The sequence below is a fragment of the Leifsonia aquatica genome (genome assembly GCF_014190775.1).
GTDB lineage: Bacteria > Actinomycetota > Actinomycetes > Actinomycetales > Microbacteriaceae > Leifsonia > Leifsonia aquatica.
Map to the genome: position 1 here is coordinate 53,419 of NZ_JACHVP010000004.1, position 13,922 is coordinate 67,340.

The window sequence follows — 13,922 nt, forward strand, 5'->3', positions numbered from 1 at the left end:
CCCCGGCGGCTACTTGACCAGGGGGAAGAGGATGGTCTCGCGGATGCCGAGGCCGGTGATCGCCATGAGCAGGCGGTCGATGCCCATGCCCATGCCACCGGTCGGCGGCATCCCGAACTCGAGCGCCCGCAGGAACTCCTCGTCGAGGCGCATGGCCTCGTTGTCGCCGGCCGCGGCGAGCTTGGCCTGCTCGACGAAGCGCTCACGCTGCACGACGGGGTCGATCAGCTCGGAGTAGCCGGTGGCCAGCTCGAAGCCGCGGGTGTAGAGGTCCCACTTCTCGACGACGCCCTCGCGCGAGCGGTGCGCGCGCACGAGCGGGCTGGTGTCGACGGGGAAGTCCATCACGAACGTCGGGCGCACGAGGTCGCCCTTCACGTGGTGCTCCCACAGCTCCTCGACGTACTTGCCGGCGAGCGGGTGCTCGATCTCGATCCCGGCGTCGGCCGCCAGCTCGCGCAGGCGGGCGATCGGGGTCTCGGGCGTGATCTCCTCGCCGATCGCCTCGGAGAGGCTGTCGTACATCCGGATGCGCTCCCACTGGCCGCCGAGGTCGTACTCGGTGCCGTCGGCCCAGGTGACGACGTGCGAGCCGGAGACGGCCTGCGCGGCGTTCTGGATGAGCGTCTGCGTGAGGTCGGCGATCGAGTTGTAGTCGCCGTACGCCTGGTAGGCCTCGAGCATCGCGAACTCGGGCGAGTGCGTGGAGTCGGCGCCCTCGTTGCGGAAGTTGCGGTTGATCTCGAAGACGTGGTCGATGCCGCCGACGACCGCGCGCTTGAGGTAGAGCTCCGGCGCGATGCGCAAGTAGAGATCGGTGTCGAACGCGTTGGAGTGGGTCACGAACGGGCGCGCGGAGGCGCCGCCGTGGATGACCTGCAGCATCGGGGTCTCGACCTCGACGAAGCCGCGGTCGGCGAACGTCGAGCGCAGGCTCGCCATGGTCGCCGCGCGGTCGAGGACGGTCTGGCGGGCCTGGTCGCGCGCGATGAGGTCGAGGTAGCGCGAGCGCACCCGCGTCTCCTCGCTGAGCTCGTTGTGGAGGTTCGGGAGGGGCAGCAGCGCCTTGGACGCGATCTCCCACGCCGTCACCATGATCGACAGCTCGCCGCGGCGGCTGGAGGCCACCTCGCCCGAGACGAACACGTGGTCGCCGAGGTCGACGAGCTCCTTCCAGGCGATCAGCGACTCCTCGCCGACGGCCGCGAGCGACACCATGGCCTGGATGCGCGAGCCGTCGCCCGACTGGAGCACGGCGAAGCACAGCTTGCCCGTGTTGCGCAGGTGCACGACGCGGCCGGCGACGCCGACCGTCTCGCCCGAGGCCTCGTCGGCGGCCAGGTGCCCCCAGGCCGCGCGGACCTCCGGGATGGTCGTGGTGACCGGCACCTGCACCGGGTACGCCCCGCCCGCGGCCGTCTCGGCCTGGGCGATGAGGCGCTCGCGCTTGCCGAGCCGGACGGCCTTCTGCTCGCTGATCTCGTCGTCCGTGAGGTCGGCCTGGGGGGTGGGCGCGTCGGTCATCGGTGTGTCTTCCGTTCGGCGGTGGTCGTCGTGTCGTCGGTGCGTGCTCAGGGGATCGTGATGCGCCGGTTGTCGATGAGGCGCGTCGTGCCCACGCGGGCCGCGACGAGCATCAGCGCCGGACCGTGCTGCCCGGGAGCCGCCTCGCGGAACGAGGGCTGGTCGACGATCACGAGATAGTCCAGCTTAACGGCTGGGTCGGCCTCGATGCGCGTCCGGGCGGCGGCGAGCGCAGCCTCCACGCCCCCGTCTGCGGCCTGGGCGCCGGCGGCCAGGGCCCGCGACAGCGTCACGGCGGCGACACGGTCGTCGGCGGAGAGGTACTGGTTGCGGCTGGAGAGGGCCAAGCCGTCGTCCTCGCGCACCGTGTCGACGACGGCGAGGCTCAGCGGCAGATTCAGGTCGTCGATCATCCGGCCGACGAGGTGCACCTGCTGCGCATCCTTCTGGCCGAAGACCGCGACGTCGGGCTGGACGATGCCGAACAGCTTGGCGACGACGGTGAGCATCCCGTCGAAGTGGCCGGGGCGCGAGGCACCCTCGAAGAGCGAGCCGACCTCCCCCGCGGTGACGCGCGTCGAGGACTCCCCCTGCGGGTACATCTCTGCGGCGCTCGGGGCGAACACGATGTCGGCGAGGCCCTCCAGCGCGGCGACGTCGGCGTCGAGGGTGCGCGGGTACCGGTCGAGGTCCTCCCCCGGTCCGAACTGCAGCGGGTTCACGAAGATCGACACGACGACGACGCCGGCGAGCTCGCGGGCCTGGCTCACGAGGCGCAGGTGGCCGTCGTGGAGGGCGCCCATCGTCGGCACGAGCGCGACGAGCCCCGCGGGGTCGCCGGCCGGGTCGGCGAGCAGGGCCTCGCGGCGGGCGCTCGCGATGAGCGCACGCAGTTCGGCGATGGTGGTCACGACGTGCGGCATTCTCTCCCCTTCGGCCGCGGCGCCCGTACGGGTGGCGACGAGCGCCGGCCGCAGACCAGGCTACTCGCCGCGGAGGTACCAGCCGCGCCCGTCGTCTCCGGGATCGCCGTCACCGGGGCCGGGGAGGTCGTCGTCGCGGAGCGCCTGGAGCACGTCCTCCACGTCGATCGCGGGGCCGGCACCCGCCTGGGTCAGCGCGTTGTCGACGGCCGAGCGCACGAGCGAGCTGAGGAACGAACCCGGGTTCTCGACGCCGATGCCGCGCAGGATGCCGGTGGACTGCTCCACGATCGAGCGCGAGAACGCCGTGGCCGTGGCGATGGCCTCCGCGTAGGCGGGGCGGTCCTGCTCGGCGACGACGACGGGCTCGCCGCCCATCTCGACGACGAGCGCCTGCGCGATCGGAAGCACGGGGGCGGCCGCGGTGACCGCGAACCACGACTCCGCCAGCCGGGCGAGGTCGAGGCTGGTGCCGGTGAAGTCGAGCGCGGGATGCACGGCGAGCGGGATGGCGCCGGCCGCGGCTGCCGGGCGCAGCACGTCGACCCCGTAGCCCGGCGCGGTGTGGAGCACGATCTGTCCCGGCTGCCAGGTGCCGGTCGCGGCGAGCCCGGCGACCAGTCCGGGCAGCTCGCTGTCGGGGACGGCCAGGATGACGAGTTCGCTCCGCTCGACCAGCACGGGGACCTCCAGCACCGGCGCCTGGGGCAGCATCGCCTCGGCACGTTCGCGGCTCGCCGCCGACACCGCGGAGATGCCGACGACGGCGTGACCGGCGCCGGCGAGAGCGGCACCGAACACCGGGCCGACGCGTCCTGCGCCCACGATGCCGAGACCGAGCCGGCCCGAGCGTTCCACGGGACTCATGCGGACTCCCCCCAGCGGTGGCTGCGGTCGGAGCGGCCGGCGACGATCGCGTCCGCCGACGCCCGCTCGAAGAGCCGGATGCCCTCGGCCGCGTCCATCGCCGCGAGCCGCGGGCTGACCGGCCCGCTCACGGTGTGGAAGTCCACCTCGGCGAGGCCGAGCATCCTGTCGATCGGCCCCTGCTCGAGCTTGATGCTCTGGAGGCGGGCGAGCGGGACGATCACCAGCTGCCGCCAGACGAACCCGTGCCGGAGGAGCACGGCGCCGTCGACGCTCGTGTACCCGGTGCGCTGCCACGAGAACGGCCGCAGCCAGGCGGCGCGCCGCGGGCTTCCGGTCCAGTCGTCGCGGCCGCGGGAGGTCATCCCGGCGCGGATGAGGTCGCGGTGCTCCTCGGTCGCGAGGCCCGGCAGGATGAGCGCGAGCACCCGCTCGACATCGGTCGCGTCGCCCACCGGGAGCGTCGTGGTGTTCGCCTGCCCGGCGGCCCCCTTCTCGCGCGAGTGGCCCGCCGTGTTGATGCGGATCTGCCACCAGCCGAACGGCCGCCACAGCAGCGGCTGGAGCACCTGCACCGCGTGGATGCGCCCGGGTGGCAGCGTCTCGTTGCTCGTGCTGAGCAGACCGAACCCGACGCGCACGCCGTCCGGCGTGCCGGCGATGGAGTAGCGCAGCGACTTGGTGAAGCGGTTGATGTAGAAGCTGGCCGAGCCGATCAGGCCGGGCAGCACGATCAGGGCGAGCCAGAGCCATCCCGTCGCCGCGCCGACCGCCGTCAGGATGACGACGACGATCACGAACACGGTGAAGCCGCTCATCAGCAGCGAGCCGAGCAGCCGCATCGGCGGGATCTTCACGACCGACTCCGGCGGGGCGGCGTTCGGGTCGAGCTCGGGGGCGAGGAACTCGTTCACGCGGCGGTTCACGAGGTCGCCGACCGCGGCGGTGCGGGAGGCGGGAACGCCCGCAGCGCCATCGGGCGCACCGTCCGTTGCGGTGGCGGCGGCCTCCTCCGCCCGCGCCTGCGCCTCCGCGGCGCGCACGCCCGAGGCGAGCCGCAGCACGTCGGAGCGCAGTCCGTCGGCGAGCGACGAGCCGAGGTAGGCGAGCTGGAGGTTGGCGTCGTGCCCCGCGGCGGTGATGTCGAGCTTCGCCGCGCCGAAGAGGCGGGCGATCAGGGGCCGCACCACGTTGATGCCCTGGATGCGGTCGAGGCGCGCTTTGCGCTGCGTGCGGAACAGGATCCCGCTGCGCACCTCCACGGTGTCGCCCGTAATGCGGAACGTGTGCATCCGCCACGACAGGTAGAACGCACCGAGGCAGACCAGGATCACGACGGCGACGCCGAGGAGTGCCCAGCCCTCCCAGCCGCGGTTGTAGATCTCGTCGAGCGGGTCGCCGCCGTAGTCGGGGGCGCCGACGAAGAGGCCGACCAGTCGCTCCCGCAGGTTCGACAGCACGAACCCGAGCACGGCGATGAACACGATCCCGCCGCGCAGCAGGGGCGTCGCCGGGTGCAGACGGTGCCACTCCCCGTCCGTGAACCGCTCGGCCGCGCGCTCCACGGTGGAGAGCGGTCCTCCGGGCAGCGGCTCGGTCACAGTCCGGCCCGTCTGCTCTCGGCCAGATCGACCAGGCGGTCGCGCAGCGCGGCGGCGTCCGCGTCAGGCAGGCCCGGGATCACGACGCCGGTCGAGGCGGCCGCGGTCACGAACTTCAGGTCGGCGAGGCCGAGCATCCGTCCGACCGGCCCGCGGTTGATGTCGATGAGCTGCATGCGCCCGTACGGCACCGAGACGAAGCGCTGGTACATGATCCCGCGACGGAAGAGCAGGTCGTCCTGCCGCTCCAGGTAGCCGATCGACCGGGCGCGGCGCGGCGCGATGATCAGCGCGACGAGCGTGATGACGACGATCGCGATCAGCGCGATCCACGCGAGCGTCCAGCCGGCGACGAGCCAGAGGAAGGTCGCGACGGCGGACGCGACCACGCCGCTGATCAGGGTGCCGACGATCACGACGACCACGTACTTCGGCGAGACGCGGCGCCAGTCGCCGACGTTCAGGTCGATGCGGGCGCGCGCCGGCTCAGCGGGGGTCGACATGGGCGGTCTCCGGGTCGTCGTCATCGTCGTGGTCGGGCGGGAGGCTGCAGAAGCTCTCGGCGACCAGTCCGGCGACCATGAGCACGACGGCCCCGACGGTCGCGAGCACGGTGAGCAGGATCGCGCTGCCGCCCGGGAGCACGTCCCGGCTCAGCAGGTACGCGAGGAGGCCGATGCCCGCTCCGGTCAGGAGCGCGCCGCTCAGCCCGCAGGCCTTCGCGAGGACCACGATGCGGGTGGCCTGGAACGGGTCGATCCGGCGCGCGCTCCGACCGCGGACGGCACGGCGGATCGGCACGGCGAACGCCACGATGATCACGGCGACCGCCACGAGCGTGATGGGCAGCGTCAACGGAGGGATGAACACGGCCATGCCCGTCGCGGACGCGCCGAGCTCGCCGAGGAACCCGACGACCAGTCCGACGACGCCGAGACCGAGCAGAGAGGTGGGGCGGGTGCGGTTCACCGGTCGCCTCCGTCCGCGTCGAGCGACTCGGCGGAGTACGGCGTCACCGGGTCCGTCGCCTGCGCGGCGAGCTCGGCGACGCGGCCGTACCCGGTCAGGACCGCCTCCGGGTCGACGTCGAGCCACGGCACCAGCACGAACGCGCGCTCGTGCGCCCGGGGATGCGGGAGGGTGACCCGCTCGTCGTCCGAGACGATGCCGTCGTAGTCGACGATGTCGATGTCGATGGTGCGGTCGCCCCAGCGCTCCGTGCGCAGCCGCCCGAGGGCGTCCTCCACGCGGTTCACCAGGGCGAGCAGCGCGAGCGGGTCGAGCACCGTGTCGATGCGGGCGACGGCGTTGAGGTAGGCGGGCGCCTCCTCGTCGATGCCGTCGAGCTTTAGGGCCGGTGTCTCGTAAAGGCGCGACACGGCCTCCACCCGCAGGCCGGGCTCGGCACGGAGGGAGTCGAGAGCCGTGCGGATGGTCGCGGCGCGGTCGCCGAGGTTGCTGCCGAACGCCAGCACCGCCGGTGCGCCGACGCGCATCCGCTGCGGCCGGGCCATACCGGGGGTCACGAGCGCCTCCGCACGACGCGCACGGCGACGTCGCCGAACGGCACGGTGATCGGGGCGTCGGGCTTGTGCACGGTGACCTCGACCGTCTCGACCGGTTGATGCGCGAGCACGACGCCCGCCACCCGCTCGGCGACGGTCTCGATCAGGTCGACGGGATCGCGCTCCACGGCGGCGACGATCTCCTCCGCGAGCACGCCGTAGTGGACCGTCTGCTCCAGATCGTCCGACGCGGCCGAGCGCGCCAGGTCGATACGCGCGGTCACGTCGACCACGAAGTCCTGGCCGTTCTCGCGCTCGAAGTCGAACACCCCGTGGTGGGCGCGCACGCGCAGCCCCGTCAGGATGATCGCGTCGGCCGCCTCGGTGCTAGTCATCGCGTCCAGCTTGCCATGCCCGCACGACATCGAGGGCGACTCGCGTGGAAACGACGTCGTGCACCCGCACGGCCCAGGCTCCGGCCTGCGCGGCGAGGGCCGAGATCACGGCCGTCGGTGCATCCCGATCCGCCACCGGCGCGCCCTCGGGCAGCAGGGCGCCCAGGAAGCGCTTGCGGGAGGCGCCGATGAGAACGGGGTAGCCGAGGGTCTCGATCTCGTGCAGCCCGGCGAGCACCTGCCAGTTGTGCTCCCCGGTCTTCGAGAAGCCGAGGCCGGGGTCGAGGATGAGCTTCGCGGGGTCGATGCCGCGGTCGAGCAGCGAGGTGATGCGGGCCGAGAGTTCGCTGCGCACCTCCTGCACCGTGTGCGTGTAGACGGCGAGCGAGTCGGCGGAGTCGAGGCGGCCGCGCCAGTGCATGAGCACGTACTGCAGCCCGGTGTCGAGCACGGCGTCCGGCATCCCCGGATCGGCGAGGCCGCCGGAGACGTCGTTGATGATCGCCGCACCCGCGTCGGCGGCGGCACGGGCGGTGGACGCGTTGAGGGTGTCGACGCTCACGGTCACGCCGCGGGACGCGAGCGCGCTGATCACCGGTACGACGCGGGCGCGCTCCTCCTCCGGCTCGACCCGCAGGGCTCCCGGACGGGTGGACTCGCCGCCGACATCGATGATGTCGGCACCCTGCTCGACCAGCTCGAGCGCGTGCTCGACGGCCGCGGCGGGCTCGAGCCAGAGGCCGCCGTCGCTGAACGAGTCCGGAGTCACGTTGAGGACGCCCATGATGAGCGTCACGCCGCACCGCTTCCGATGAGGGCCATCAGCTCGGCGCGCGCCACCGGGTCGGTGTACGCGCCGCGGGTGGCGACGGTGACCGTGGTGGCGGCGGTCTGCCGCGGGCCGCGAGTGGTGACGCAGGCGTGGGAGGCGTCGAGCACGACGAGCACGCCGCGCGCACCGGCCCCGCTCTCGACCGCATCGGCGATCTGCTCGGTCAGCCGCTCCTGGAGCTGCGGGCGGGCCGCCAGCGCGTCGATCACGCGCGGGATGCGGCCCAGGCCGACCACCGACTCCCCCGGCAGGTACGCCACGTGGGCGACGCCGACGAAGGGCAGCAGGTGATGCTCGCAGACGGAGCGGAACGCGATGTCGCGCAGGATGACGGTGTCGGCGTGGTCCGACTCCAGGGGCACGGGCTCGCCCAGCAGCGCCGACGCGTCGACGCCCACGCCCGAGAAGAACTCGGCGTAGGCGTCGGCGACGCGGGACGGCGTGGAGGCGAGGCCCGGACGCGACGGATCCTCGCCGATGGCGGCGAGGATCTCGGCGACGGCCGCCTCGATGCGTGCGCGATCGAAACCGGTCATGCGGTGACGCGACCTATGCGGTCGCGGGCCGCGGCTTGATCGCGGGTGCGCGCTTCGGCTTCGACGACGGCGGCTCGGAGTCCACTCCGCCATCCACGGCCCCGGCGTCGATCGGCGCCTTGGCCTTCGGGAAGTCGATCGGCGGCACGTCCGAGATCGGGCGCTTGTCGCTCGACAGCCACTGCGGACGCTCCGGGAGCTTCACCACATCGGTGAAGATCTCGGCGATCTCGTTGTGGTCGAGGGTCTCCTGCTCGAGCAGCGACGCGGCCAGGCGGTCGAGGATGGCCCGGTTGTTGTTGAGCACCTCCCACGCCTCGTCGTGCGCCTTCTCGATGAGCTCGCGCACCTCGGCGTCCACCCGCTCGGCGATGCGCTCGGAGTAGTCGCGCTGGTGGCCCATGTCGCGGCCGAGGAACATCTCGCCGTTCGCCTGGCCCAGCTTGACCGAGCCGATGTCGGCGCTCATGCCGTACTCCGTGACCATCTTGCGAGCGATGGAGGTCGCCTTCTCGATGTCGTTCGAGGCGCCGGTGGTCGGGTCGTGGAAGACGATCTCCTCCGCGACGCGGCCGCCCATGGCGTACGTGAGCTGGTCGAGCAGCTCGTTGCGGGTGACGGAGTACTTGTCCTCCAGCGGCATCACCATCGTGTAACCGAGGGCGCGACCGCGCGGGAGGATCGTGATCTTCGTCACGGGGTCGGTGTGACGCATCGCCGCGGCGGCGAGAGCGTGGCCGCCCTCGTGGTACGCGGTGATGAGCTTCTCCTGGTCCTTCATGACGCGGGTGCGCTTCTGCGGTCCGGCGATCACGCGGTCCACGGCCTCGTCGAGGGCGCGGTTGTCGATCAGCTGCGCGTTCGACCGGGCGGTGAGCAGGGCGGCCTCGTTGAGGACGTTCGCCAGGTCGGCGCCGGTGAAGCCCGGCGTCTTGCGGGCGAGCACTTCGAGGTCGACCGATGCCGCGAGCGGCTTGCCGCGGCCGTGGACCTCGAGGATCTTCTTGCGGCCGAGCATGTCGGGCGCGTCCACGCCGATCTGACGGTCGAAGCGGCCCGGGCGCAGCAGGGCGGGGTCGAGGATGTCGGGACGGTTGGTCGCCGCGATCAGGATGACGTTGGTCTTCGGGTCGAAGCCGTCCATCTCGACGAGCAGCTGGTTGAGGGTCTGCTCGCGCTCGTCGTGCCCGCCGCCGAGTCCGGCGCCGCGGTGACGGCCGACCGCGTCGATCTCGTCGATGAAGATGATGGCCGGCGAGTTCTCCTTCGCCTGCTGGAACAGGTCGCGCACGCGGCTCGCGCCGACGCCCACGAACATCTCGACGAAGTCCGAACCCGAGATCGAGTAGAACGGCACGCCCGCCTCACCCGCGACGGCGCGGGCCAGCAGGGTCTTGCCGGTTCCGGGAGGGCCATACAGGAGCACGCCCTTCGGAATGCGGGCGCCGACGGCCTGGAACTTGGCCGGCTCCTTGAGGAAGTCCTTGATCTCCTCGAGCTCCTCGATTGCTTCGTCCGACCCGGCGACGTCGTCGAAGGTGACCTTCGGCGTCTCCTTGGTGACCATCTTCGCCCGGGACTTGCCGAACTGCATGACCTTGTTGCCGCCGCCCTGCATGCCCGAGATCATGATCCAGAAGAACACGCCGATCAGCAGCGCCGGGATCAGGAAGCCGAGGATGTTGACCAGCCAGTTCGGCTGGGGCACCTCGTCGTCGTAGCCCTTGGGCAGGTTCGCGTCGTCGACCGCCTTCACCACATCGGCGCCGCGGGGCGTGACGTAGTAGAACTGCACCTGCGTGCCGAGCGACCCGTCGGCCTCCTTGAGCGTCAGGTCGACACGGTTCTCACCGTCCACGATCTTCGCGCTGGACACCTTGTCGTCCGAGAGCAGCTTCAGACCCTCCTGGGTCGAGACGCCCTTGAAACCCGACATCGTGATCAGGCTCGAGCCGATCCACACTGCGATGATCGCAAGCACGACGTAGAGAATCGGGCCGCGGAAGATCTTCTTGACGTTCATGGTGCGACCACAGTACCGCTTCGGCTCTGTGGGTCGGCTGCGTGTTCGCTCTGGGCGCGCAGTACGCGGCCCGCTGCGACACGCCCGGGACTGCAGGTACTCCACGCAGCGGAACGCCGAGTGGGCGAATAGTCCGCCCACTCGGCGTTCTCACGTGCACATCCCGCCCACTCGGCGGCCGCCGGGCGAGCCGGGGTCGCTCAGCTGTAGACGGAGGGGGCGAGGATGCCCACGCCGCGCAGCGTGCGGTAGCGCTCGGCGTAGTCGAGGCCGTAGCCCACGACGAACTTGTTCGGGATGTCGAAGCCGACGTACTTCACGTCGATGTCGACGCGCGCCGCCTCCGGCTTGCGGAGGAGCGTGAAGATCTCGATCGACTCCGGGCCGCGGCTGCGCAGGTTCGCGATCAGCCAGGAGAGCGTGAGGCCGGAGTCGATGATGTCCTCGACGATGAGCACGGTCTTGCCGCTCAGGTCGGTGTCGAGGTCTTTCAGGATGCGGACGACGCCGCTCGACTGGGTGCCGCTGCCGTACGAGCTCACGGCCATCCAGTCCATGGTGACCGAGAGCTTCAGCTCGCGCGAGAGGTCGGCCATGACCATGACCGCGCCCTTGAGGACGCCGACCAGCAGGACGTCCTTGCCCGCGTAATCGCGTTCGACCTCCCGTGCCAGCTCGGCGAGGCGGGAGCGGATCTGCTCCTCGGTGATCAGAATCTCGGTCAGGTCGTTCGCGACGTCCGTGAGTTCCATGGGGGAGGTGCTGTCCTTAGCTGTTGGGGTGAAACGTGAGCAGCCCGTTCTGCCTCTCAACTCTAATGCCTGGCAGGCTGAGCGGACCCTGGCCGTGCCAGTCGGTGATGAGCTCGGCGACGGCGAGCGTGTGGGTGCGCGTGAGCGAGACGCCGAACTCGGCCGAGACGACGAGCCGGATGATGCGCTGGCGCAGCGCAGGCGGGTCGGCGGCCAGCCCGCGCACGTCGAGCGCGACGGCGCCGTCGTCGGTCTGGCTGACGAGCTCCAGCGCCCATTCGAGCGCGAGACCGTCGAGCGCCTCGTCGTCCTCGCGCAACTGCTCGGCGGTTCGGGCGAGCGCCTCGGCGACGCCCGGTCCGAGTTCACGCTCGAGCACCGGGAGCACCTCGTGACGCACGCGCACGCGGGTGAAGGACGGGTCGTCGTTGTGCGGGTCGTCCCATGGCTCCAGCCCGGAGTCGGCGCAGAAGGCCCGCGTCGCCTCCCGCCGCAGGGCGAGGAACGGGCGCAGCAGGGTCCCCGTGTCCGTCAGCATCCCCTGCAGGCTTCCGGGGCCGGAGCCGCGGGCGAGGCCGAGCAGCACCGTCTCGGCCTGGTCGTCGAGGGTGTGGGCGACCAGGATGCGCTCCGCCCCCGTCGCGGCGCGTGCCCGGTCGAAGGCGGCGTGGCGGGCGGCGCGCGCGGCGCCCTCCGGGCCGCCGGCTCTGTCGACGGTCACGCGCTCGATCAGCACCGGGTCGAGGCCGAGCTCGCGCGCCTGCGCAGCGGCCCGCTCGGCGACGGCCGCGCTGCCCTCCTGGAGGCCGTGGTCGACGATGAGGGCGCCCGCCCGGTAGCCGGCACGCGGCGCCTCGAAGGCCGTCGCCGCCGCAAGGGCCAGGGAGTCCGCTCCCCCGCTCAGTCCGACGAGCACGAGCGCGCCCGGAGCGAGGGGATGCGGACGGCGCGGGCCGTGGTCGTCGTGCGGGTCCGGTGCGGGCAGGGCGGCGGCCGCGGAGAGCGCGTCACGGACCGCGCGGCGGGCGTCCGCGATCGGGGGCGTGAGGCGGGGGCGACGCTCAGGGGAACCGTTGACGTGCATCCAGTAACGTTATTGCAGTCTTTCCGAGAGCTAAGGAGAACGGCACATGGCCGCATACGACGTCGTCATCGAGATCCCCAAGGGGAGCCGCAACAAGTACGAGGTGGACCACGAGACGGGACGCGTCTACCTGGACCGCGTGCTCTTCACGAGCTTCGTCTACCCGACCGACTACGGCTACTTCGAGAACACCCTGGGTCTGGACGGCGACCCCGTGGACGCCCTCGTGCTCCTCGAGTACCCGGCGTTCCCCGGCGTGGGCGTCAAGGTCCGCCCGGTCGGCGTGCTCAACATGAGCGACGAGGCGGGCAGCGACGCGAAGGTCGTCGTCGTGCCGGCGAAGGACCCGCGCTGGACGCACATCCAGGACATCACCGACGTCCCGGAGCAGACCCGCAAGGAGATCGAGCACTTCTTCGCCCGCTACAAGGACCTCGAGCCGAACAAGTTCGTCAACATCGAGGGCTGGGGCGACGCCGCCGAGGCCGAGAAGATCGTCGAGGCCGGCTTCGAGAAGCTGAAGGCCGAAGGCCACTGAGCCCGGCGGGCCCGTCGCCCGCGAGCACAGCGAAAACGCTCCCGATCGAGTCGATCGGGAGCGTTATTCCTGTGCTCGGTCAGGCCGACGGGCGCGCCACCTGGGACCAGGGGGAGCCCCACACGGACTGGACCTTGACGACGTCGCCCTCGGTGGGAGCGGCGATCATCTGGCCGTTCCCGATGTAGATGCCGACGTGGTAGAAATCGCCCGGGCCGCTGCCCCAGAAGATCAGGTCGCCGGCCTGCTTCGCCCCGTAGGAGACGAGCTGGCCCTTGTTGCGGGCGGTGTAGTACTGGTCGTTGACCGAGTGGGCGCCGATGTAGACGCCCGCGTAGGCGTAGGCCTTCATGGTGAGGCCGGAGCAGTCCCAGGTGTTCGGGCCCGCGCCGCCGAGCACGTATGGCTTGCCGAGCTGCGAGCGCGCGAAGGCGATCGCGGTCTGCACGACGTTGCCGTTCGGCGGGGCGACCACTCCGCCACCGCCACCGGAGGACGAACCGCCGCCGGAGGACGAACCGCCACCGCCGCCTCCCGAGCTCGCCGGGGGGTTGGCGGCCGCAGCAGCAGCCGCCTCCGCCGCCTTGCGCTGCGCCTCCTGCGCCGCCTTGACCTGCTCGCCCTGGAGGTACGCGGCCTCCACCTGGGCCGATGTGTTCTTCAGGGTCGCCAGCTGGGCGACCAGCTCCGTCGACTTGCTCTGCTGCTGCGAGAGGGCCGATTCGGCGGCGCTCTGAGCAGACTGTGCCGCCGCCAGCGCGGTGTCGGCCTGGGTCGCGAGGTCCTGTCGCGCGGTCTTCGCCGACGTGGCCTGCGCCTTCAGCGACTCGGCGGCGTTCTTGTCCTTCGTGGCCTGGTCGTAGACAGCCTTGGACTGCTCGGTGAGCTTGCTCATCGTGCCGAGCTGGAACAGGAGCTTGTCGGCCTCGGAGCCGGAGCCTCCGCCGTTCAGCATGAGCTGACTCGTCACGTCGCCGCCACCTCCGGACTTCGCCAGGTGGGATGCGAGGAGCCCGGCGCGCATCTGAGAGGTCTTCGCCTTGTCGGCCGCGGCGGTCGCCTGCTTCTGCAGGTCGGCCTCCTTCTCGGTGGCGCGGTCCAGGGCGAGCTTGGCCTGCAGGTAGGTCTCGGCCGCCTTGGCGGAGGCGATGTTCGCGGCGTCGACGCTCGACTGCAGCGTGCCGATCAGTGCCGTGATGTTCGCCACCATCGCCTGCTGGTTCGCGACGCTCGACTTGGCCTGCTGCACGTCGTTCCACGACGGGTAGTCGACCGCCTGCGCGGGTGTGACGATGCCGATCGACGCGGTGACGGCGCCCATGACTCCGGCGCCGATCGCCAG

Annotated in this window: 15 protein-coding genes; 1 reads left to right on the forward strand and 14 read right to left on the reverse strand. The window is 71.4% G+C overall.

Annotation, left to right across the window (positions count from 1 at the left end):
* Window positions 1–9: 9 nt before the first annotated feature.
* The 13 genes from lysS to tilS form a co-directional block, all read right to left on the reverse strand.
* A complete protein-coding gene (gene lysS / locus FHX33_RS16280; protein ID WP_021764536.1) occupies window positions 10–1,524 on the reverse strand; it encodes a lysine--tRNA ligase in 1,515 nt (504 codons plus the stop codon).
* A gap of 47 nt (window positions 1,525–1,571) precedes the next feature.
* Window positions 1,572–2,447 (reverse strand): pantoate--beta-alanine ligase, encoded by an 876-nt coding sequence (gene panC / locus FHX33_RS16285; protein WP_183428730.1) that lies wholly within the window; start codon window positions 2,445–2,447, stop codon window positions 1,572–1,574.
* Window positions 2,448–2,507: 60 nt separating this feature from the next.
* Complete coding sequence (locus tag FHX33_RS16290) at window positions 2,508–3,314, reverse strand: Rossmann-like and DUF2520 domain-containing protein (protein WP_021756275.1); 807 nt, start codon at window positions 3,312–3,314, stop codon at window positions 2,508–2,510.
* Window positions 3,311–4,915 carry a PH domain-containing protein gene (locus tag FHX33_RS16295; RefSeq protein WP_183428731.1) on the reverse strand — a complete coding sequence of 535 codons (1,605 nt, stop codon included), beginning with the start codon at window positions 4,913–4,915 and terminating at the stop codon, window positions 3,311–3,313. Before FHX33_RS16295 ends, FHX33_RS16290 begins: the two co-directional genes overlap by 4 nt.
* Window positions 4,912–5,418, reverse strand: a complete 507-nt coding sequence (locus FHX33_RS16300; RefSeq protein WP_021762474.1) for a PH domain-containing protein — start codon at window positions 5,416–5,418, stop codon at window positions 4,912–4,914. Before FHX33_RS16300 ends, FHX33_RS16295 begins: the two co-directional genes overlap by 4 nt.
* A complete protein-coding gene (locus FHX33_RS16305; protein ID WP_021762475.1) occupies window positions 5,402–5,884 on the reverse strand; it encodes a DUF3180 domain-containing protein in 483 nt (160 codons plus the stop codon). The genes FHX33_RS16300 and FHX33_RS16305 overlap by 17 nt, the downstream gene beginning before the upstream one ends.
* Window positions 5,881–6,441 (reverse strand): 2-amino-4-hydroxy-6-hydroxymethyldihydropteridine diphosphokinase, encoded by a 561-nt coding sequence (gene folK / locus FHX33_RS16310; RefSeq protein ID WP_248616243.1) that lies wholly within the window; start codon window positions 6,439–6,441, stop codon window positions 5,881–5,883. Before folK ends, FHX33_RS16305 begins: the two co-directional genes overlap by 4 nt.
* A complete protein-coding gene (gene folB, locus FHX33_RS16315; protein ID WP_021762477.1) occupies window positions 6,438–6,815 on the reverse strand; it encodes a dihydroneopterin aldolase in 378 nt (125 codons plus the stop codon). The genes folK and folB overlap by 4 nt, the downstream gene beginning before the upstream one ends.
* The gene (gene folP / locus FHX33_RS16320; RefSeq protein ID WP_021762478.1) at window positions 6,808–7,611 is read right to left on the reverse strand and encodes a dihydropteroate synthase; all 804 of its coding nucleotides are present in this window, start codon (window positions 7,609–7,611) and stop codon (window positions 6,808–6,810) included. Before folP ends, folB begins: the two co-directional genes overlap by 8 nt.
* The gene (gene folE, locus FHX33_RS16325) at window positions 7,608–8,183 is read right to left on the reverse strand and encodes a GTP cyclohydrolase I (protein WP_021762479.1); all 576 of its coding nucleotides are present in this window, start codon (window positions 8,181–8,183) and stop codon (window positions 7,608–7,610) included. Before folE ends, folP begins: the two co-directional genes overlap by 4 nt.
* A gap of 13 nt (window positions 8,184–8,196) precedes the next feature.
* On the reverse strand, window positions 8,197–10,206 hold the full coding sequence (gene ftsH, locus FHX33_RS16330) for an ATP-dependent zinc metalloprotease FtsH (protein ID WP_021762480.1): 2,010 nt from the start codon (window positions 10,204–10,206) through the stop codon (window positions 8,197–8,199).
* A 200-nt stretch (window positions 10,207–10,406) separates the two neighbouring features.
* On the reverse strand, window positions 10,407–10,958 hold the full coding sequence (hpt, locus tag FHX33_RS16335; protein WP_021762481.1) for a hypoxanthine phosphoribosyltransferase: 552 nt from the start codon (window positions 10,956–10,958) through the stop codon (window positions 10,407–10,409).
* Window positions 10,959–10,974: 16 nt separating this feature from the next.
* On the reverse strand, window positions 10,975–12,042 hold the full coding sequence (tilS, locus tag FHX33_RS16340; protein ID WP_183428732.1) for a tRNA lysidine(34) synthetase TilS: 1,068 nt from the start codon (window positions 12,040–12,042) through the stop codon (window positions 10,975–10,977).
* A 46-nt stretch (window positions 12,043–12,088) separates the two neighbouring features.
* Here tilS and FHX33_RS16345 point away from each other — a divergent pair, with 46 nt between their 5' ends.
* Window positions 12,089–12,580, forward strand: coding sequence for an inorganic diphosphatase (locus tag FHX33_RS16345; protein ID WP_021764363.1), 492 nt, complete (start codon window positions 12,089–12,091; stop codon window positions 12,578–12,580).
* 79 nt (window positions 12,581–12,659) lie between these two features.
* On the opposite strand, the gene FHX33_RS16350 is transcribed toward FHX33_RS16345, so the two are convergent.
* On the reverse strand, window positions 12,660–13,901 hold the full coding sequence (locus tag FHX33_RS16350) for a C40 family peptidase (RefSeq protein WP_183428824.1): 1,242 nt from the start codon (window positions 13,899–13,901) through the stop codon (window positions 12,660–12,662).
* Between the last annotated feature and the right edge of the window lie 21 nt (window positions 13,902–13,922).